This window comes from Mesorhizobium sp. BR1-1-2, from assembly GCF_020165435.1.
Classification (GTDB): Bacteria; Pseudomonadota; Alphaproteobacteria; order Rhizobiales; family Rhizobiaceae; genus Mesorhizobium.
The window spans coordinates 243,090-261,940 of sequence record NZ_JAIUID010000007.1; the positions used below are offsets into that span (position 1 = coordinate 243,090).

Here is an 18,851-nt window from a genome sequence, read left to right on the forward strand (position 1 = left end):
ATGCAGCAATCCTTGTCGGATCTGTGGTACGGCTTCACCGTCGCGCTGCAGCCAGCCAACTTGATGTGGTCGCTCTTCGGCGTTCTCGCGGGCAATTTGGTCGGCGTGCTCCCCGGCATGGGGGCATTGTCGGCCATTGCCATACTGCTGCCTCTTACCTACGCCTTGGGTCCTGTTCCTGCCCTACTGATGCTCGCAGGCATCTTCTATGGATCGCAATATGGCGGCGCGATCGGTGCCATATTGCTCAACATGCCATCGCACCCTCCGCATGCCGTCACCTGTCTGGACGGGTATCCCATGACGCTGAAAGGCAAGGGGGGGACAGCGCTTGGGCTGACGATGCTCGCCTCGTTCTTTGCCGCATCCTTCGGTATCGTCGTAATGATATTCGCCTCGCCGCTGCTCGTGCGGATGGCTTTTAAATTCGGTCCGGCGGAGGAATTCGCCATCATGTTCTTCGGGCTTGTCGCTGGTGCCACAATGTCGCGAGGTTCGCCTCTCAAGGGCATAGCGATGACGGCGATGGGGTTGCTGATCGGCACTATCGGAACCGATCCCAACAGCGGCGTTGCCCGTTTCACGTTCGGTTTCGACGAATTGCGCGACAAGGTCGAACTGGTCGCATTGGCGATGGGCCTGTTTGGAGTGGCCGATTTCTTCAAGAACGTAAACCACATCCAGCATGTCGGCACGCAGGCCGCAGTGCGGTTCAAAGACATGCGCCCGTCACTCAAGGAATTGAAGCAGGCATTCTTTCCGATGGTCAGAGGCACCTTGATCGGGACATTGTTTGGCGCCATGCCCGGCACCGGCCCGACCATAACCACTTTCGTCGCCTATGCGTTCGAACGCAGGGTTTCCAGGACGCCCGAGCGCTTCGGCCATGGAGCGCTCGAGGGCGTCGCCGCTCCCGAGGCCGCCGCCCATTCCAAGACACAGATTGATTTCATTCCGACCCTGAGCCTGGGCATTCCCGGCGACGTGGTGATGGCTTTGCTTCTGGGTGCGCTGCTCATCCAGGGCATACAGCCCGGACCTCAGTTGATCACCGAGCATGCCGATCTGTTCTGGGGTCTGGTGGCGAGCTTCTGGATCGGAAATGTCATCTTGCTCATACTCAACGTGCCACTGATCGGTATTTGGGTGAAACTGCTTCAGGTGCCTTACCGCCTGATGTTCCCCTCGGCGCTGCTTTTCATTGCTGTTGGAGTATTCAGCACCAACAACAGCCTTTTCAGTGTCGGCGAGGTGCTCATCTTCGGCTTCATGGGCCTCCTGTTCATGATCTTCGATTTTCCGCTGGCGCCGATCATCCTGGGCTGCGTGCTGGGCCCGCTCGTAGAGACAAATTTCCGCACGACACTGCTGTTGTCGCGCGGAGACCTGAGCGTATTCTTAACGAGGCCAATCAGTGCCTCGTTTCTGGCGGCCGCGGTGGTCCTGGTCGGATTACAGCTGTACTTCGGCATGCGCACCGCGCTGAAGAGGCAATTGGCCAACTAGACGCCTTGCCGCATGCTCCTGCGTTTGGCCGGCAAAAAGGGCCTTGAGTGGCATTGCGCCTTCGGCCAGCATCTGAACAGACTAGCCGGTATGGAACGTTCCCTGAGACAAATAAATCCTTTCGATCACGGCAAGGCCGCTGATATGGTTCGAGCGGATCAGTGCCGCCGCCAGATTCGAATCTCGGTTCTCATACGCCCGATAGAGACGTTCATGATCGTCGGAAGATTGATGTAGCCGGCCGGGCTGTGACAGGCCGATACGCCTCAACCGCAACGTTCTGAGCAACAGCGAATCAATGATCTTTTTGACGGTGCGGTTGCTGGCAAGCTCGGTATTTCGTTCGTGAAAGTCGACATTGGCCCAAAAAAAGGCGTTCACATCGCCAACCTTGCTTGATGCTTCCATCGCCTCGAGCATGGGCTTCAATGTCCTTATGTCCTCAAGCGGCGTTTCGCGCGCGATGTCACCGGCGATAAGCTCCAGCAGATTGGCGCGAACACGATAGATATCGCGTATTTCCTTGATCGTGAGATCCGCAACGCGCGGCCTACGCCGCGGCGGCATCTCGACCAGACCCTCCTTCTCCAGAAGCATGAGGGCCTCACGGATCGGCGTGCGGCTGGTCTTATAACGTCGGGCAAGTTCCACCGAGTTGAGATCGGTGCCGGGCTGTCTGATGTCTTCCACAACCTCGGCAGCCACCTCACAAGCGATCCTGGAAACCAGCGAGGGCCGATCATGTTGTTCGGCGACAAGGCGCCAAGCGATTTTTTCTGCCCGCTGGCGGGATTCCGCCTTCGATAGGAAAGCGCCTTCCGGGTTTATTGAAAAGCCAGCCAGTGCTTCATTGTCTAGACCGCTTCTTACCGACAAGCCATTTCCTTAAGATGTTTGCGCCTCTGCGGATCAGTATATGTTTTCGGCAGCAAAAGGAAAGCTGGCGTCGCTCCCCTGTTCTTGGCCGCTCGTCACCGCCGCCCCCTCGGATCGCCATTCCGTGAGCGATCAGTGAGTGCCAATGGCGTGGCGAAGCTCCACACCTGAGGAATGTCGCATCGGAGCGGCGACATGTTCCAATTTGAAGATCCGCCTCTAGCGACCAATGGTGTGCCAGCGCGGCGACTTGTCCTTGTCAATCAGCGCGGCCCTCACCCCCTCCTCGAAGTCTGGATGCCGGGCCGAAACGGCGGCCAGTTCGAGCTCGTTCTGCAGACATTCAGCCAGGCCCTTTCCGGGTCTTCTCAAGCTTTGGAAGGCCCATTTGAGAGAGGCTGGCGACCGGCCAGCCAGGGTCTGCCTGGTCCGCTTTGCCCACTCGCTCTGGTCTTCGTCGAGACGGGCAAAGATTGCCTCCAGACTGTCGGATCCAAAACATCTGCGTATCTGCGTCTCTTGCGCCGCAAGAGAAAAGGCAGGCACGGGAAAATCAACCGTCGCCAGCCTCTCGGGTCCGATCGTGACGATCTCGGAAACGACGGTCTTGAAACGGCTGTGCGGCACAAAATGACTTGCCAGACCCAATCTGACGGCATCGGCTCCTGTTATTCTTGCACCGGTCAACCCGAGATAGATACCCAGAGGATGGGGAAGCCGCGGCAGGAACCATGTTGCACCGGCATCGGGAAAAAAGCCTATCAGGGTTTCCGGCATGGAAAACGAGGCTGTTTCTGTGACCAGCGAATACCGGGCGTGTACAGCCAGCCCCATGCCGCCGCCAAAGCAGATGCCGTCGACCAGCGCAATGCAGGGTTTGGGATATTCGGCAAGCATGAGGTCGATGGCGTATTCCTGCGCGAAATAGCGGTCTATCTCCGCATATTCCCTCGCCACGGCATGGCGCCACATTCCCCGTACATCGGCGCCCGCCGAAAATGCCTTGTCGCCGGCTCCGTCGATGACAACCCACTTGACCGCCGGATCATCACGCCATGCGGCCAGTTGAGCGCCGAGCGCGCCCACCATCGCCGGACTGAGCGCGTTGAGCGAGGCAGGTTCATTCAGTGTAATCCGCCCTGCCTGGCCTTGCCTTGCCGACTGTATCGACGCGTTATTCCTGCCATTCATATGTCGGCCCTTCCGGCGAACAGCGACCCACCACCTTCATCCCACGAAATTGAATAAGTGTCGACTTCTTGTCATTCCGACATTTCGGCACCTGACCTGCACCTGCGTCGAAAAATTATACGGACGGCAAATTGTTGGCGCCGGAATTGAGACCCAGGAGGCGCCGTGATGCGTCACGAAATCCGGCGTTCGGCCGCCAAGAAATGGATGGAAGCGAAAGAGACAGGTAGATTGCTAACGCGGTACGTCTGCTAAAGTCGACAGTTGATGATACCGCAGGATCCCTACACTTATCCCAAGGGCCTTCCGTCCGATTTCCGTCTCGTTCAATGAGCCGGATCCACTGCTTTCGCCTGAGATGACCCGGGGTCGTCCCACCGGGCTGCTTGTAGTCGCATTCAGCCCAAGATCTATGTCTTGGTCACAAACTGAGAGTCGACACTAGGAGACGTTTTCGATCCCATGATGGCGGTATCGGCTGCTTTCCTTGACAAAGCGTCGACAGTAAGTGAGTTTGAGCCTTCCAGGGAGGAACAACCATGAAATTTCTCTGCATCTCCGCCGCAGCGTCGGCCATGTTGCTGACCACTATATCGGCGGCATCCGCCGATCAGTTGGACACAATCAAATCAGCCGGCAAGATCGTTTGCGGCCTCACCGTCGTGCAGCCTTTTGCCTACAATGACTCCAAAACTCGCGAGATGGTTGGATTCGAAGTCGACCTGTGCAAGATCCTCGCCGGGGATTTGAAGGTAAAAATGGAATACAAGGTGGTCTCCGCAGACACGCGGGTTCCGGAACTTGTTCAAGGCCGAGTGGATGTTCTAGACGCACTGATGAGCTACACCAAAGAACGCGCGAAAATCATTGACTTCAGTAACGAGTATATTGAAGATGGATTCTATTTTATCGTACATAAGGATTCTTCGATAACGAAGGTCGAAGAATTGTCGGACAAGCGTATTTCGGTTGCCAAAGGCTCCCTCTACCAGGTTGCGGCCGAACGCAAATTTCCTGACGCCGATGTCATTGCGTTCGATGACGGACCTCTGGCTTTCCTGGCAATGCAGCAAGGTAAGGTGGATGCCACTGTGCAGCGCTCGGCTGCCGCCGTCGGCCTGCAGTTACGCTCCGCTACCGGCAGCCCTGAGATCCGGCTTCTCGATCCGCCGCTGTTGGTCCAGGGCTCCGGCTTCGGCGTGCGCAAGGGAGAGGACCGGTTCCGTGATTATTTGAACGGATTCCTTGATCGGCTCGAATCGTCCGGGCAGGCCCAGCAATTGTGGGACAAGTGGCTGGGCAAGGATTCGGACTACAAGCTGACGCGCAACTACAAGGTCGGCAAACCTCTGACCGAATGATGTTTGAAACCTGCTCGACTTTTGATCCGCGCGTCGCCCGACCGCCCGGCGCGGATCATCATCTTCCTGGTTATCGAAGATCATTATCAAGGTAGCCGGCATGGGTTATCACATAGACTACAGCATCCTGCGTGATGATTACTATTTGCGGCGACTGATCGGCGGGCTTGAGACGACGCTCATCCTTTTCATCGTCTGCCTGTTCGCGTCGTTGTTAATCGGCATCATCCTGGCGGGTATAAGGTCGGCCCCCATCAAACCGGGGCAGGTCGCCGTCGCCGCCTTCGTCGAATATCAGCGAAACGTACCGTTGCTCGTCCATCTCCTCGTCTGGTATTTCGGCGTCGCTTCGATATTGCCGAACGCTGTCGGAGACTTTGCCAACAGACATGGGGCCGAATTCACATTCGCCGCGATCGCGCTCAGCCTATATGGAGGCGCTTTCATATCGGAAGATTTGCGCAGCGGCTTGCGGGCCATTCCAAAGACGCAATATGAAAGCGCGCGTTCCATCGGGCTCTCCTTTGCCGAGACGCTGTGGCTCGTAATTCTGCCGCAGGCCGTGCGGCATGCATTTCCCCCGATCGTCAACCAAGTCCTCTCCCTTTACAAGAACACGAGCGTGGCCGCGGTGATCGGCGTTGCCGAGCTGATGTACCGTTCGCGCGAGATCGCCACCGAGACATTCAGGGTCTTCGAGATATTCTCGATCGCGACCGTGGTTTATTTCATAGGCTCGGTCGTTCTTATTGGCGGCGGCCATGCCTGCAATCGTTGGCTCCAAATTCCCGGCAGTGCCAGCCGATGATCGAACTTCTGCGCGATGACGGGCTTTACATGCTGATTGGGGAGTACCCCCAAGGCCCACTCGGCGGCCTCGTGCTCACCTTGATCTTGTCCATCCTCAGCATGGCGCTGGTTTTTCCATTGGCCGTCCTGCTCGCGCTCGCCAGGACCAGCGGGATTCGGATGCTGGCGTGGCCGATTTCCACTTATGTCAACTTCGTCCGTTGCATCCCCCAGCTTCTCTTCGTTTTCTGGATTTATTTGTTCGTGCCGGTTCTGATCGGTTTCCCCCTGACCGGGTTCACGACGCTTGTCGCCTCGATAGCAATCTATCAATCGGCATATCTGTCGGAAGTGATCCGCGCCGGCATCCTTGCCATTGCAAAGGGGCAAATCGAATCCGCCCATGCGCTGGGGCTTCGCTGGTTCCCGATCACCTTCAAGATCGTCCTCCCTCAGGTTCTGTTCAATGTCAGTCCCGGGATCCTTAACGTACTCACGATCGTGGTGAAGGAGACGTCGCTCGGCTACATGGTAGGCGTGAGTGAACTCAGCCTGACGGCGAGCCACGTCAACAGCTTGACCTTGACAAAACCGCTCGAGGTTTTTGCGATACTCGCCTTTGCATATTTTGCGATCTGCTACGGTATCGGGCTGGCCGTGCGCTGCCTCGAGACGCGTGTCGAGGTGCAGCCGCTAACTCCCAACAAAGTCATCGTGCCCAGGATTTCGGCCGGCAATTGATATTGTCGGGAATTCGCGAGAACACGTCCTCGACCGCGAGCAACGGGCGAGGCGTGGCGATGGCCGACAGACTGGTCTAAAGCGCGGCGCGTCCGTCAGGAGCGAGTTTATACGCGATCGGGATTGGCCGAGGCATGACTGGCCAGGCCGCCGCAGTCCAGGCGCCTTGCAGGACCACTACGGCCCCGGCCTTAAGCGGAGGACCAAGAAGGCTTTTTCCGGCGTGGAATGAGAGGATGATCGATCAACATCGAAGCCGCTCGCCCATGCTCGATCGGCTCGCCGCAAATTGGCCTCCCCACACCCTCTCACCGGCCGGTGAACGACGGCTTACGCCTTTCGAGAAATGCCGAGATAGCTTCCTTGTAGTCCGGGCCGTCCACCAGCGTTTCACTTAGCCTGTGCGCCGCGGCGCGACCCTCATCCCAGCCCGCCCTGTCCATCAGGTTTGCACTTTTCTTGATCGCTCGTACGGCTGCAGCACTCTTTGCCGCGATAGCTTCCGCGATTTCAAAAGCCTTCGAAAGCACGCCCTCCTTCGGCACGACGTAATTGACAAATCCGACGTCATGCAGCTCCTTGGCACTGACCTTGCGGCCCGTCAGGATCATTTCCCGGATGAAGGGAACGGGCAGATGCAACCGCAAAAGGTAGGCGCCGGCGCCACCGGTCAGGCTCCGGTCGACCTCAGGCATTGAAAAGAACGCTGTATCCGCCGCGACGATAATGTCGCAAAAGCTCGCAATGACCATTCCTCCGCCCGGCGCCGGCATGCTGACCGCCGCGATCGTGGGGCAGGAAAGATTGTAGAAGCGATCCGTGACGCTCTCGACATAGGCGTGTCGGTCGCGGCGCGTTTCGGAATTCAGTGTGAGGAACTCGTTCAGGTCACCACCGCCGATCCATGCCCTTGCCTCGGCCTTGCAAGCCAGGACCACCGCGCGGATCTCCTCCGTGGCTTCGATATGGTCGATCACTCTGTCCAAGCTTTCATAGACTTCGCGCGACATCGCGTTGACCGGGGGTCTGTCGATCGTGACGAGGGCCACGCCATTTCGGAGCTCGATATGAAAAAACTCAATGGCAGGAGAGGTAACCATCCGTGATTTGTCCTTTGTGGTTCGACGTCGACAAGTACGCTCGGATGTCGGGCGATACACTTCCGGCGAAAATTTCAGAAGGCGCGACAGCCGGCGCGATCCAAACCGACTGGCGCGAGGGGAACAGACATCTCCGTGCATTCGAGGAGAAGCGCGGCGATGTCTGATAAAGAGCCCTTTTCAAGGGGGCCGGCCCGCCGCGGACCGCCCTTGGTGCCGACAGTCGTCAACGCCTACTGGGGCTTTGGCTCGGACTTGGAATCAAAGCGCTTGGCCCATTCCTCGAGAATCCGCTGGCGATTGTCGATCGACCACTCCACGCTGTAGTCGGCTGCTTTCGACGCACCGTTGGGGATCGAATTTTTCGGCCCATTGTTGAGATCGTCCATTCCAACGGCCCCGTAGTACTTGTTGAAGAGTGCGTGGGCTTCCTTGCTCGCACCCCAGTCGATCAGCACTTTCGCGGCATCGGGCTTCTTGCTGCCCTTGACCATGGCGGTGGACTCGATGTCCCATGCGGTCTCGTTGTCGGGAACGAGAAGGGCCAGCGGCGCACCCTTGGTCTTCAGGAAGGGTCCGGTAAGATCGGTGGAGAGACCGATCACATATTCTCCCGTCGCAGCGTATTTGCAGGGCGTGGAACTGGAGTTGGTGTAGACCGACACGTTCTCGTGCAGTTTGGACAGGAAGTCCCAGGCCTTTTCCTCGCCCATCTTCTGGATCCAGCTGTGAACATAACCGTAGCCGGTATTGCTCATGGTCGGATTGGGCATGGCGATCTGCCCCTTGTAGATGGGCTTGGCAAGATCGGTCCAGCTCTTGGGTTCGGGAATGCCCCTCTTCGCCGCCTCGACCGTGTTGAAGCAGATGACGTTCAGGTACATCTCCAGCCCGGTCCAAAGCGGCGGGTTTTGCTTGTCTCTGAACTTCGGCTGAAGCTTCATGTAGTCCTTGGGCGCGTACGGCTCGATCAAACCATCGCGGGCAAGACCTACAATGTCGGTTACCGGCACGCCGAAAATGACATCGGCGCGCGGATTGTCGCGCTCGGCGAGCAACCGCGCATGGATCACTCCTCCCGCGTCGCGAATCCAGTTAACGTCGATATCCGGGTGAGCCGCTTCGAAGGCATTCTCATATGGCGTCAGCACTTCCTTCTGTAGCGTCGTATAGACCGTAAGCGCTGTCTTGGCCTGCGCGATGGCAGAAGAAGACAAGAACGCGGCCGCCAGACTCAAGGACCATGCCGCAAGGCCCCAACGTTTTCTTTCCATTGTTTCCTCCGTTTTTATGCTTCAGTTATCCCGCAAGAAGCGGTTTTTTCCGGTTCGATCGTCCTCTTCCTACGGATGAATCCGTTCAACGTATCGTACCGGCCTCCACGAGTTCGGCGCGCCGCTCGGCGGACAGGCCAAGCAGCGTTCCGAACACATAGTCATTGTCCGCCCCCAGAGCGGGAGTGGGTTTGAAATCCCCTCGCCATAGATCTTCCGTCAGCCAGGGGAGGGTGCCCATTTCGATATGGCCGCCGATCTCGCGAAACATTGCGCGCTCCCACATATGCCGGTCCTTGATCAATTGACCCATGTTGCGCGACCGCGCCGCCGGAACGGCGTTGTCCTGCAATGCGACCTCCGCCGCCGATGCCGCTTGCGATTTGAGCCACGTCGCGACGAGCAAGTTCAGTTCTTCCTTCGCGGCGTAACGCGAGGCATCGTCCGCGAGATACCGGTCCGGCGGCGGGGCCATGTCGCCCATCGCCCGGCACAGCCCATGCCATTCCGGCCCGTTTCGCACCGAGAGAGCGATCCACTCGTCCGCTCCCGCGCAGCGAAAGCAGCCGGAAGGCGCCGCGCCCGTTTCCGTGACGCTGCGGCGTTCGGGAACAGCCTTTCCCAGCGCTGCGTGAAGCAACGCCTCCGGCAGCAGCGAAACGGTCGCCTCGAGCATCGAAAGATCCACGTAGGCGCCCTGTCCGGTGCGGCGCCAGTGGTGGATCGCCGCCAGGATGGACATCGTTTCCCAAAGCGCTGTGATGGGATCGGTCCATGCCGGCAAAATGCCCATCGCCTCCAGTGTCGGATTGGGCTTGCCGATCATACCGACCCGGCCGCTATAGCCCTGCAGCAGCGACCCGTAAGCGAGAAGATCCCGCTCTGGCCCGGTCCGGCCCATGCCGGACGCCGAGACGAAGATGATATCGGGCTTCACCTTGCGCAATTCATCGTAGGAAAGTCCGTATTTGACGAGGACGCGGGAGGAGAAATTCTCCACCACCACATTGCTTGACGCGACCAGGTCTCGAACGGTGTCCTGTCCTTCCGGCGTCGTGATGTTCAGCGTGCAGCTTCGCTTGTTGTTGTTGATGACCGAGAACATGCCGTCCCGCACCGAGAACTCCGGGCGTGTCGACGATTCGATCTTGATGACCTCGGCGCCCATCGCACCGAGCATCTTCGTCGCCATCGGTCCGGCCATCACCCAACTGAAATCGACGATCCGTATTCCATTCAAATTCTGCTTTTTCATTGAACTTCTCCGCCGGCCAGATCCTTGCTGGCGATGGAACCTCGGGAGCCTGTTCGGCCGCCTTGCCCACCCGAATCCAACTGCATGGGATCGCCGCCGCCTTTCCGCGCCGGCGCCATGACGCTGCGGCCCCTGGCAAGTTCTTCTCCTTGCTGCGTGACGAAGCGGAAGGGCAGACCCGCCACGGGAATCGTTTCGCCGCTTTCGAATCGCAATTGCGAATAGAAGCCGCGGTCGCGTAGCTGGACGTTCTCGATGAGGTCGCGCGGCGTGCTCACCGGAAAGCAGGCGACGCGGGCGTATTGCGCTGCCGCGACGACGTCCTTGCTGAGCTGTGTCGTCGACCAAGCCGCCATCTTCCTCTGGATTTCCGCCGCGTTGTTGGTGCGGATGACCCGATCGCCGCACAGGCTGGCATCGGTTGTCCAAGCAGGATTTCCCATCACCTCGCACCAGCGGGGCCACTGATGGTCCTCGCGTGGCGAAACCATCACGCTGCCGTCCGCGCAGGGCAGATACCAGACCAGGCCGCCGGCGATCGTCAGGCCCTTCGCCGGATCGCGCTGCCTCTGGCCTACATCGGCGCCGGAACGCCAGTCCGCGAAAGGTTCCACCAGAAGATAGACGAGCGCATCCTCCTGCGACATGTCGATGACAGGTCCGGGGCGGGCGGCACCCGCCGCCTCGATCGCCCAGATGGAGGAGATGGCGACCATGAGGCCAGTCGCCAGGTCCGCTTCCCAGTCGGCGCAGCCCACAGGCGGGGTCGCTTCCGGGTCGGTGACCGGACTTGCCTGATGGAAGGCGAAGCCGCTGGCATGTTGCAGCACGAAGGAAGACATGTGCCGGCTGGCACCGGACCCACGCAGGCCGTGCGGCGAAACGGCTACGGTCACTGGCCGTCCGGCGAATTCCTTCAGAGCGGACCCGGCGCTTTCGGAGCTCCCGAGGTGAGAGCCTTCGGCAACAACGAGATCGGCCTTGCGCACCAGTTCTTCCTGCAATGCCTGTCCTTCAGCATTGTTCGTGTCGAGCGCGACGATGCGCTTGCCGTGATTGAGATAGGCGAACAACGCGCTTTCTCCGCCCGCGGTGAGAGGCTGCGCATTCCGCAGCGGATCTCCGTCGGGCGGCTCGATTTTGATCACTTCCGCGCCGAGATCGGCCAAGAGGCGGGCCCCGAACGCCAGCGCGGCGGCGGAACCGACTTCAACGACTCTGATGCCTGCAAGCGGGCCTTCGAAAGATGGAATGAAACGGTTCATGAAAAAGTCATCGTCCAGGTTCGAGAATGAGTTTGCTGACCGTGTCAGGGTTTGGCCATGGATTGATCAGGTTGCGGCGCGGGACGTGTTTCGCCACTGCTGCTGCCTGCGCAGTAGAAGCTTGGTGGCCACCACCTGCACGAGCTTTACGGCGATCGACGTATAAACGATCATCATCGCCATGGCGCTCGCCGCACCGTCGTCGCCGGTGTCGTTCAGCGCGAGAACCGCGATCGCCGCGACCTTGGTCGTCGAAGCATAGATGAAGATGACGCCCGCGACAGTCGTCATGGCATTGACGAAGTAGAAGGTCGCCATGTCGATGATCGCAGGTGTCGCCACGGGGATGGTCACCCGCAGCATCGTCTTCCAGAACGGCACGCCAAGCGCCCGCGAGGCCGCCTCGAACTCGGCGTCGATCTGCTTCAGAGCGGTAAGCGCCATCAGATGTGGAACCGTGTAGTAGTGACCAATGGTGCACATCACCATGATGGTCATGGTTCCATAGAGAATGCTGAGCGGATTCGATGGCGCGTTGAAGAAGAACGTGTAGCCCAGCCCAAGCACGATACCGGGAACGGCAAGCGGCATCATGGCGATCATGTGGTAGACCGCCATCAGTTTGGAACGCGTATGATGCTTCTCGCTGAGATAGGCTCCGAGGAAGGTCAGCAGCGTTCCGAAGATCGCCGTGAGGCAGGCCATCTCGACGCTGTTCCAATAACTGGACCAGCCACCCGGATCGAAGGCGCCGAAGTCGAAATTGGCGAGCGTCAGCGAAAGGTCGTATGGCCACAGCCTGACGAAGGACGCAAAGATCGCCGTACCGATGATGATCACGATCGGCAAGGAAAGGACGAGCACCACGCAGAACATGATGCGGTCGAAGACAGGCGAGGGCTTCGGCTGAAGCATCACGGCTTGCGATGTCAACTGGGACACCTGCCGTCGATACATCAGTCGCTCCACGGCGAATGTCAGGACTGGCGGCAGGAGAAGGATGACCCCGATGACCGCGCCCATCTGGAAGTTCTGCTGGCCTATGATCTGCCGATAGACGTCGACGGCCAGCATATTGAACTTTCCGCCAATGACCTTGGCGATTCCGAAATCGACGATCCCAGTGGTGAATACCACGAAGCAGGCATTGAGCAGGCCGTAGCGGGCACCGGGGAAGGTGATCGTCCAGAAAATGCGCCAGCGCGAGGTGTTGAGCGTCTCTGCCGCTTCGTAGAGGCGGGCATCGGCGGTGCCGAGCGCAGTCGTCATGATCAGGATGACGAACGGAAAGCAGTGGAAGACCTGAGCGATGATTATACCGACCGGACCATAGATGGAATGGCCAAACATCAAAGATTTAAGATAGCCTTGATTGCCGAAAATATAGACCAGCGCGATTGCCGGAAGTAGGGAAGGGGCCAGGATAGGCAGCAGGCCGATACCCTTGAACAGGCCTTTTTGCCAGGTACAGCTGCGCGTCAGCGCATAGGCGTAAACAAAGCCGAGCGGAACCACGAACAGGACGGTCATCGACGCGACCCAGACACTGTTCAGCACGGACTGCCGAAGGACGGGGTCCTTCGCATAGCTGATGAAATTGTCGAACCAGATGAAATTTCCGGCCGAATCCTCGAAGCTCTGGGATAGCAGCGCGTAGAGCGGCAGCACGATCATCAACAGGGCGACCAGCAGTATGCTGCCCAGCGCGATCAGCCGGACGCTGTTCTCTCCGTCGAAATGCAAGCGCGGAGTCGAGGCCGAGTGGATGGCGACACCCGTCATTGCGCGCCGCCCTTCGGCTGGTTCGGCGAACCGGTGGCGGGGTAAATGCAAAGCTCTTGCAATGGAAGCACCGCACGGACCGTCTGTCCGACCGTCAGCGGCGTGTGAGCCATTTCCCTGCTCGTGCAGTCAACCGACATTGCCGCTCCGCCGAGGTCGGACACGATGAGCGTCACGCGCCAGAAAGAGCCGAGGAATTCCAGGTTCGTCACCGTCGCGGACAAGCCCCCCCGCTCGCCGGCGTCGCGGTCGCATGCCACCAGCCGGACATGCTCGGGACGGATGCAGGCGACCACCTGCCCCTGGTTTTCCCGCGTGTCGTACTGGTCAGGCACCGCCATATCGACGCTGCCGATCGACAGACGCTTCCCGGCCACGCCGCCTTGCAGGACATTCATCTTGCCGACGAAATCCGCGACGAACAAGGTTCGCGGCGCGTGGTAGATGTCCATCGGCGTGCCGATTTGCTCGACCTCACCTTCGTTCATAGCCACGATGCGGTCGGCCATGCTCAAGGCTTCTTCCTGGTCGTGCGTGACCATGATCGTGGTCAGACCGAGCCTTTTTTGCAGGTCCCGGATCTGCTGGCGAAGATGCACGCGCACCTTGGCGTCGAGCGCGCTGAGCGGCTCGTCGAGAAGAAGGAGCCGCGGCGACGGGGCGATTGCACGCGCCAGCGCAACGCGCTGCTGTTGGCCACCCGACAATTGCGCCGGATATTTCTTTTCCGAACCGCGCAAGTCGATCAGATCGAGGAGCTCGGCTAGTTTGGAATCGATTTCAGACGATTTCATCCGGCTGTTGCGCAATCCGTAGATGATGTTCTTACGAACATTCAAATTGGGAAACAGCGCATAGGACTGGAACAGAATACCGCAATGGCGCTGCGCGGGCGGCAGATGCGAAATGTCTTCGCCCATGCTGCTGATGGTGCCGGCGCTCTGCCGCTCGAGACCCGCGATGACGCGCAGCAATGTCGACTTGCCGCAACCGGACGGACCGAGGAAGCAGACGAACTCCCCGGCTTTGACGTCCAGGGAGATATTGCGCAGCGCCGAGAACGAACCGAAACGCTTGTCCAGGCCGCGAATGCTCAGGAATGGCGGCGATCCATCGTCTAAATCCTGAGTATACGACTGTGGGGCCAAGGGCCGGGCGCCAATTGTGTTCAGCATGGAGTTACCTTCGGCGATCGTGAGACGACGCTTCGATCCTGAGAGCGGGCTTTCGGACGGACGGGCTATCTGTCGGACGGACTGTGTCCCTCATGGATGACGGCCCGAGGATTTCTCACCTGGTAAGGCCCTGCGCGCTGGGTCACGACTACTCCTCCCTCGCGCCGTCAGTCACGGCGTCGTTTTTCTTGCGGACGGATCCGATTGCCTGACGATAATCGGACGAAACCGGTAGTGCAAGAAAATAATGAAACGGTTCATCACAATTTCCAGAGCATGCGTGTCCCGGAGCGGGCGGCGGATGAACGGGTGGGAATCCCTCCTAGCTCTTCGAACCGGCGCCGTTTGGAAACGGCGCGCAGGAGCCCCGGATCAGGAATTCGTGCGGAACGACGATCCGCCTCCGTTCGCCCTGACGGCCCTCAGACAATTGCGTGACGAGTAGGTCGGCGGCACATCGGCCGGTTGCGATCCAGTCATATTGTATCGCGGTCACGGGTGGTTCGATCAGTGCCGCCAGTTCGGTATCACCGAGAGTCACGATCGATAGGTCTCTCGGTATCTGGAGGTTGAGCAGGCGCACGGCCTCGATGACGCCGGCAAGATGGCCGCCGCTGCACACGATCGCGCTGGCCGGCGAGCGGCTTGTGAGGGTGGAATAGGCCGCGTCTCGTCCGTATGGATGCTGACGGCCCTCTGAATAGATCAGGTCCTGAGGACCTTCCAGGCCTAGGTCCGTGAACGCGGTGCGAAAACCGCGCATACGCTCGCGCCCCGAATAGGTTACGGCGGGCACGGTGATCAGGCAGATGCGCCTGTGACCGAGCCCCAACAGGTAGCGGGTCGCCCGATAGGTGCCTTCGAACTGATTGGTCAGCACGCAGTCGACGTCGACGTCCATTTCCCGTTCCAGCAGGACCAGCGGAACCGAGAGATTTTGCAGTTGGTGGCGCGTTTCCGCATCGGTGTCATTCGCCACCATCGCAATGAACCCATCGACCTGGCGCCGCTTGAATTGTTCGAGGATCTGTCTTTCCCTCTCGCGATCGGAGTGCGTGTTGGCGAGAAAAAGCGTGTAGCCCGAGCGCAGCAAAACGGGCTCGAGACCGGTCACGGCCGCAGCCGTGAGCGGGTTTTGAATGTCCGGCAGCATGACGCCGATGACGCGGCTCTGGCGCGAACGCAAGGTCTGGGCGACAGGATTGGGCTTGTAGCCTAATTGCTTGATCACCTGCTCGACACGAAGGCGCAGGGCCGGATCCAGATTCACCGCGCCGTTGAGAACCCGCGAGACCGTACCCAACGAGACGCCGGCGTTTTTGGCGACGTGCCGGATCGTAACGCTGCTAGATGCTTTTTCTCGCTTGTTCAACATTTCACCCGGGATTCAAGGGATGGAGCGGTGCCACACTAGAGCTTGCAGGCCCGTTGGAACAGAGGTCGGGCACATGTCCGAGCGGGGCGAAGTCAGGATCGGGCGGCCCTCGGTGCCGAACGGCATCCGATTTCCGGCGAAGAAGGACCTATGCCAGGTCAAGGCACGACTCACGCCGAATGAACTCATAAGGAACGATGAACCGGCTGGCTTCGGACCTGTCGCCGTTCAGCCGGTCGACGACACGCCGCGCCGCCACACGGCCGGTTTCGGCCCAGTCATAGCGGATCGCCGTGATGCCGGGCCTCATCAGCCCCGCGAGCTCGGTATCCCCCAGCGAGATCAATGACAGATCGTCCGGAATGACGAGGTTGAGCTGGCGCGACGCCTCCAGCACACCGGCCAGCATGCCACCGCTGACGATCAAGGCGGATGGGCGGTCACGCGCGGAAAGAATGGAGTAGGAAGCGTCAAGCGCATAGCCGCGGGTATAGCCCTGCATGCGGATCAGTTCGTTGCGAATGGGAATCGCGGCATCAGCCAAAGCGTTTTCATATCCCTGGAGACGGTAACGTCCCGACATGTTGTTTGAAGGAACCGTGACCAACGCGATATCGCGATGCCCCAAGCTGAGCAGATAGCGCGTGGCGCGATACGTGCCGGCGATCTGATCCGTCCGAACCGAATCAAATTCGGAACCGACTTCACGTTCGAGCAGCACGAGCGGCATGGAAAGCTCACGCAGCTGCGCGATCGCCGCCGGATCGTCGTCCCGATCCAGGATCGCTATGATGCCATCGACCCTGCGCCGGGAGAATTCCTTGAGGATTTTTTCCTCGCGGAGGCGATCATAACGGGAGTTCGCGAGAAACTGGGTATAGCCCAGCCGGGTCAATTCCTCCTCGATACCGACGATCGCCTCGGACGACAGCGGGTTCTGCAAATTCGGCACGACTACACCGATTACCCCCGTCTTGTTGGAGCGCATGCCCTGCGCGAGGCTGTCCGGTCTAAAATTGAGCTCGGCGGCGGCCTCCAATACGCGCCGTTGCAAGGTAGGGCGCACATTGCTGGCCTTGTTTAAAACGCGCGAAACGGTGGCGATGGATACGCTCGCCTTTTGCGCCACATCGCTGATCGTCGCGCGCTTCAACACGGCCCTCATCGCTTCCATGTCTTTCATGCGTATATAGCTGCCGTTCTATCGCAATCGATATTTTACCTGCCTGGACAGGCGCTCGACCCGCCAGGCGGGAAAATAGCCGGTCGACCTATAGCGGATCGGAGCAGTAACAGACAGCCGGCGATGTCGCATGACGATCCTGGCTCCAGCGCGCGCGGGTCGAACATGTCGTCAAAAAACGTTTACGCGGATCCAAACCTCTTTTCAGCCCCGGCCAATTTTGCGGTTGCCGTTGGCATCTTGATCAGTGCCGCCTTGACCGGCAATTTTCGCTTATCTAAGGTACGTTGAAACGTTTTACCAAGGAGCGGCCCCAAGCCTGTCGGGCGCTCCGCCGCAACGCGGAGGTATCCCACATGGGCGAACATGTCGTTGTTACCGAAGTTGGCCCTCGCGACGGCCTGCAGATGGCGCAATCCATCATGCCTACACAAGCTAAGATCAAGTGGATAACCGCGATGGCCGGAGCCGGTATCAGCGAGATCGAGGTGGGTAGCTTCGTGCCGGCGACGGTGGTCCCGCAGATGGCCGACACGGCAGAGATCGTCGCGGCCAGCCTGGCGATCCCGGCTCTGCGCGTCATCGCCCTGGTTCCTAACCTGAAAGGTGCCCAGCGAGCTTACGAAAGCGGCGCTCACGCCGTCGTCGTGCCGGTCTCGGTGAGCGAAGCACATAGCCGCGCCAACATCAGGAAGGGCAGCCGGGACCAGGTTGATGAGGTGCGACAGATCGTCGACTGGGTCCGCACGCAGATCCGGCCGATGAAGGTGGACGCGGGCTGCGCAACGGCGTTCGGTTGTTCAATCGACGGAAATATACCGGAAAGCCGAGTGCTGGAGATCGCCACGGCGCTGGCTGAAGCCGGCGTCGACGGAATCGCGCTGGCCGATACGGTCGGTTACGGAAATCCAGCACAGGTACGTTCGCTGGTTCGCGCGGTCCGCTCGGCGGTGGGGGCCAAGCTTGAGCGCCTGCATCTTCACGACACGATGGGGCTTGGCATCGCCAATGCGCTGGCAGGGCTGGATGAAGGAATCCGCTGCTTCGATTCGGCACTCGGCGGACTGGGCGGCTGCCCCTTCGCCCCTGGCGCATCAGGTAATATCGTGACCGAGGATCTTGTCTTCATGCTGGAGAGCATGGGCTTCAGCACCGGGATTGATCTCGACGGGCTGCTGGAGGCGCGCGCGTATCTTCGTCGCGGGATTCCCGACGAAGCATTGCTGGGCAATGTCGCACTCGCCGGCATCCCGAATACCTATCGGCGGGCGGCCTGACCAGGCGCTCGACCCAAAGAGCATCAGATTGGGCGGTCTTGGGCTACCTTTTCGTCACGATGGAACAGCGGCCGAAGTTGTCGCATACCCGCGATCAACGCAATTGGACGCCGACTATCGCTCCACGGCAATCGGCATTTCTTGTCCTCGGCTAAGCTAGTGTATTCGTTCTTATTGGGTGCGGCGCGCTCTTGACCGGGGCTGCACCTTGCCTTTCATCACTCGAGGATCGCTGGACAGAACGGATAAGGCACTTTTGGACCGTTCTTTCGTGGCAGGACCACCACCGCCGTGCCCGGCGAACCATCCTTACCGTTCTGATCCTTCAACCCGATTTCGAGTTCGACGACGCCATAGGCGCCCTGTTCGCGCTTTCCGGTCACTCGTCCCCAGGCAGTCAGCGTGTCTCCGGGAACGTTCATCCCCCGATACTGGAAGTTCATCTTCCAAAGCCAACCGTCCTCACCGACCCAGTCAACCAACAATTGAGCCAGGACATGCTGCTTCCAGGAGCCGTTTACCAGCACGTCAGGCAAATTGTCGTGCTCGGTCGCATAGCGCCAGTCGTAGTGAATTTTATGCCAGTTCTCCATCGCCGCCGACCATCGCATGATATGGGCGGTCGTCATCGGCCCTTTGACCAGGTGCGGAATTTCGTCCCCAACGGACAGTGCGTCGTAATGGATGGGCTCTGCCACCTT

16 protein-coding genes are annotated in these 18,851 nt (G+C 59.5%); 5 read left to right on the forward strand and 11 right to left on the reverse strand.

The annotated features are described in order from the left end of the window. Positions 1-1,506, forward strand: a complete 1,506-nt coding sequence (locus tag LB551_RS18815) for a tripartite tricarboxylate transporter permease (RefSeq protein ID WP_224660073.1) — start codon at positions 1-3, stop codon at positions 1,504-1,506. Between the two features lie 81 nt (positions 1,507-1,587). On the opposite strand, the gene LB551_RS18820 is transcribed toward LB551_RS18815, so the two are convergent. Then, positions 1,588-2,382 (reverse strand): GntR family transcriptional regulator, encoded by a 795-nt coding sequence (locus tag LB551_RS18820; protein ID WP_224660074.1) that lies wholly within the window; start codon positions 2,380-2,382, stop codon positions 1,588-1,590. Positions 2,383-2,601: 219 nt separating this feature from the next. Next, positions 2,602-3,573, reverse strand: coding sequence for an enoyl-CoA hydratase/isomerase family protein (locus LB551_RS18825; RefSeq protein ID WP_224660075.1), 972 nt, complete (start codon positions 3,571-3,573; stop codon positions 2,602-2,604). Between the two features lie 539 nt (positions 3,574-4,112). Here LB551_RS18825 and LB551_RS18830 point away from each other — a divergent pair. The 3 genes from LB551_RS18830 to LB551_RS18840 all read left to right on the forward strand — a co-directional run bounded on the left by LB551_RS18830 (position 4,113) and on the right by LB551_RS18840 (position 6,464). Further along, the gene (locus LB551_RS18830) at positions 4,113-4,934 is read left to right on the forward strand and encodes a transporter substrate-binding domain-containing protein (protein WP_224660076.1); all 822 of its coding nucleotides are present in this window, start codon (positions 4,113-4,115) and stop codon (positions 4,932-4,934) included. 100 nt (positions 4,935-5,034) lie between these two features. Further along, positions 5,035-5,742 carry an amino acid ABC transporter permease gene (locus tag LB551_RS18835; protein WP_224660077.1) on the forward strand — a complete coding sequence of 236 codons (708 nt, stop codon included), beginning with the start codon at positions 5,035-5,037 and terminating at the stop codon, positions 5,740-5,742. Beyond that, positions 5,739-6,464 (forward strand): amino acid ABC transporter permease, encoded by a 726-nt coding sequence (locus LB551_RS18840; RefSeq protein ID WP_224660078.1) that lies wholly within the window; start codon positions 5,739-5,741, stop codon positions 6,462-6,464. The genes LB551_RS18835 and LB551_RS18840 overlap by 4 nt, the downstream gene beginning before the upstream one ends. A 308-nt stretch (positions 6,465-6,772) precedes the next feature. On the opposite strand, the gene LB551_RS18845 is transcribed toward LB551_RS18840, so the two are convergent. From LB551_RS18845 to LB551_RS18880, 8 genes are all read right to left on the reverse strand, one after another. After that, positions 6,773-7,564 (reverse strand): enoyl-CoA hydratase/isomerase family protein, encoded by a 792-nt coding sequence (locus tag LB551_RS18845; protein ID WP_224660079.1) that lies wholly within the window; start codon positions 7,562-7,564, stop codon positions 6,773-6,775. 233 nt (positions 7,565-7,797) lie between these two features. After that, entirely contained in the window at positions 7,798-8,838 is a 1,041-nt protein-coding gene (locus LB551_RS18850) for an extracellular solute-binding protein (protein ID WP_224660080.1), read from the reverse strand. 85 nt (positions 8,839-8,923) lie between these two features. Further along, positions 8,924-10,093, reverse strand: coding sequence for a CaiB/BaiF CoA transferase family protein (locus LB551_RS18855; RefSeq protein WP_224660081.1), 1,170 nt, complete (start codon positions 10,091-10,093; stop codon positions 8,924-8,926). Next, a complete protein-coding gene (locus LB551_RS18860; RefSeq protein ID WP_224660082.1) occupies positions 10,090-11,358 on the reverse strand; it encodes a CoA transferase in 1,269 nt (422 codons plus the stop codon). Before LB551_RS18860 ends, LB551_RS18855 begins: the two co-directional genes overlap by 4 nt. A gap of 66 nt (positions 11,359-11,424) precedes the next feature. Further along, positions 11,425-13,140 (reverse strand): putative 2-aminoethylphosphonate ABC transporter permease subunit, encoded by a 1,716-nt coding sequence (locus LB551_RS18865; protein WP_224660083.1) that lies wholly within the window; start codon positions 13,138-13,140, stop codon positions 11,425-11,427. After that, positions 13,137-14,315: a putative 2-aminoethylphosphonate ABC transporter ATP-binding protein gene (locus LB551_RS18870; RefSeq protein ID WP_224660084.1), complete on the reverse strand. Its 1,179-nt coding sequence runs from the start codon at positions 14,313-14,315 to the stop codon at positions 13,137-13,139. The genes LB551_RS18865 and LB551_RS18870 overlap by 4 nt, the downstream gene beginning before the upstream one ends. Before the next feature lie 322 nt (positions 14,316-14,637). Beyond that, a complete protein-coding gene (locus tag LB551_RS18875; protein ID WP_224660085.1) occupies positions 14,638-15,687 on the reverse strand; it encodes a LacI family DNA-binding transcriptional regulator in 1,050 nt (349 codons plus the stop codon). Positions 15,688-15,838: 151 nt separating this feature from the next. Beyond that, complete coding sequence (locus LB551_RS18880; RefSeq protein WP_411970953.1) at positions 15,839-16,846, reverse strand: LacI family DNA-binding transcriptional regulator; 1,008 nt, start codon at positions 16,844-16,846, stop codon at positions 15,839-15,841. Between the two features lie 383 nt (positions 16,847-17,229). On the opposite strand from LB551_RS18880, the gene LB551_RS18885 reads away from it, so the two are divergent. Next, on the forward strand, positions 17,230-18,150 hold the full coding sequence (locus LB551_RS18885; protein WP_224660087.1) for a hydroxymethylglutaryl-CoA lyase: 921 nt from the start codon (positions 17,230-17,232) through the stop codon (positions 18,148-18,150). 218 nt (positions 18,151-18,368) lie between these two features. Here LB551_RS18885 and LB551_RS18890 read toward each other — a convergent pair whose 3' ends face one another. Next, a complete protein-coding gene (locus LB551_RS18890; protein WP_224660088.1) occupies positions 18,369-18,848 on the reverse strand; it encodes a MaoC family dehydratase N-terminal domain-containing protein in 480 nt (159 codons plus the stop codon). Positions 18,849-18,851 lie beyond the last annotated feature (3 nt).

What these genes read in the sequence shown, in the direction of transcription:
- LB551_RS18860 (WP_224660082.1), bottom strand. Translation starts at nt 11,358, where the DNA reads ATGAACCGTTTCATTCCATCTTTCGAAGGCCCGCTTGCAGGCATCAGA.
- LB551_RS18870 (WP_224660084.1), bottom strand. Translation starts at nt 14,315, where the DNA reads ATGCTGAACACAATTGGCGCCCGGCCCTTGGCCCCACAGTCGTATACT.
- LB551_RS18840 (WP_224660078.1), top strand. Translation starts at nt 5,739, where the DNA reads ATGATCGAACTTCTGCGCGATGACGGGCTTTACATGCTGATTGGGGAG.
- LB551_RS18815 (WP_224660073.1), top strand. Translation starts at nt 1, where the DNA reads ATGCAGCAATCCTTGTCGGATCTGTGGTACGGCTTCACCGTCGCGCTG.
- LB551_RS18835 (WP_224660077.1), top strand. Translation starts at nt 5,035, where the DNA reads ATGGGTTATCACATAGACTACAGCATCCTGCGTGATGATTACTATTTG.
- LB551_RS18865 (WP_224660083.1), bottom strand. Translation starts at nt 13,140, where the DNA reads ATGACGGGTGTCGCCATCCACTCGGCCTCGACTCCGCGCTTGCATTTC.
- LB551_RS18850 (WP_224660080.1), bottom strand. Translation starts at nt 8,838, where the DNA reads ATGGAAAGAAAACGTTGGGGCCTTGCGGCATGGTCCTTGAGTCTGGCG.
- LB551_RS18830 (WP_224660076.1), top strand. Translation starts at nt 4,113, where the DNA reads ATGAAATTTCTCTGCATCTCCGCCGCAGCGTCGGCCATGTTGCTGACC.
- LB551_RS18825 (WP_224660075.1), bottom strand. Translation starts at nt 3,573, where the DNA reads ATGAATGGCAGGAATAACGCGTCGATACAGTCGGCAAGGCAAGGCCAG.
- LB551_RS18845 (WP_224660079.1), bottom strand. Translation starts at nt 7,564, where the DNA reads ATGGTTACCTCTCCTGCCATTGAGTTTTTTCATATCGAGCTCCGAAAT.
- LB551_RS18855 (WP_224660081.1), bottom strand. Translation starts at nt 10,093, where the DNA reads ATGAAAAAGCAGAATTTGAATGGAATACGGATCGTCGATTTCAGTTGG.
- LB551_RS18885 (WP_224660087.1), top strand. Translation starts at nt 17,230, where the DNA reads ATGGGCGAACATGTCGTTGTTACCGAAGTTGGCCCTCGCGACGGCCTG.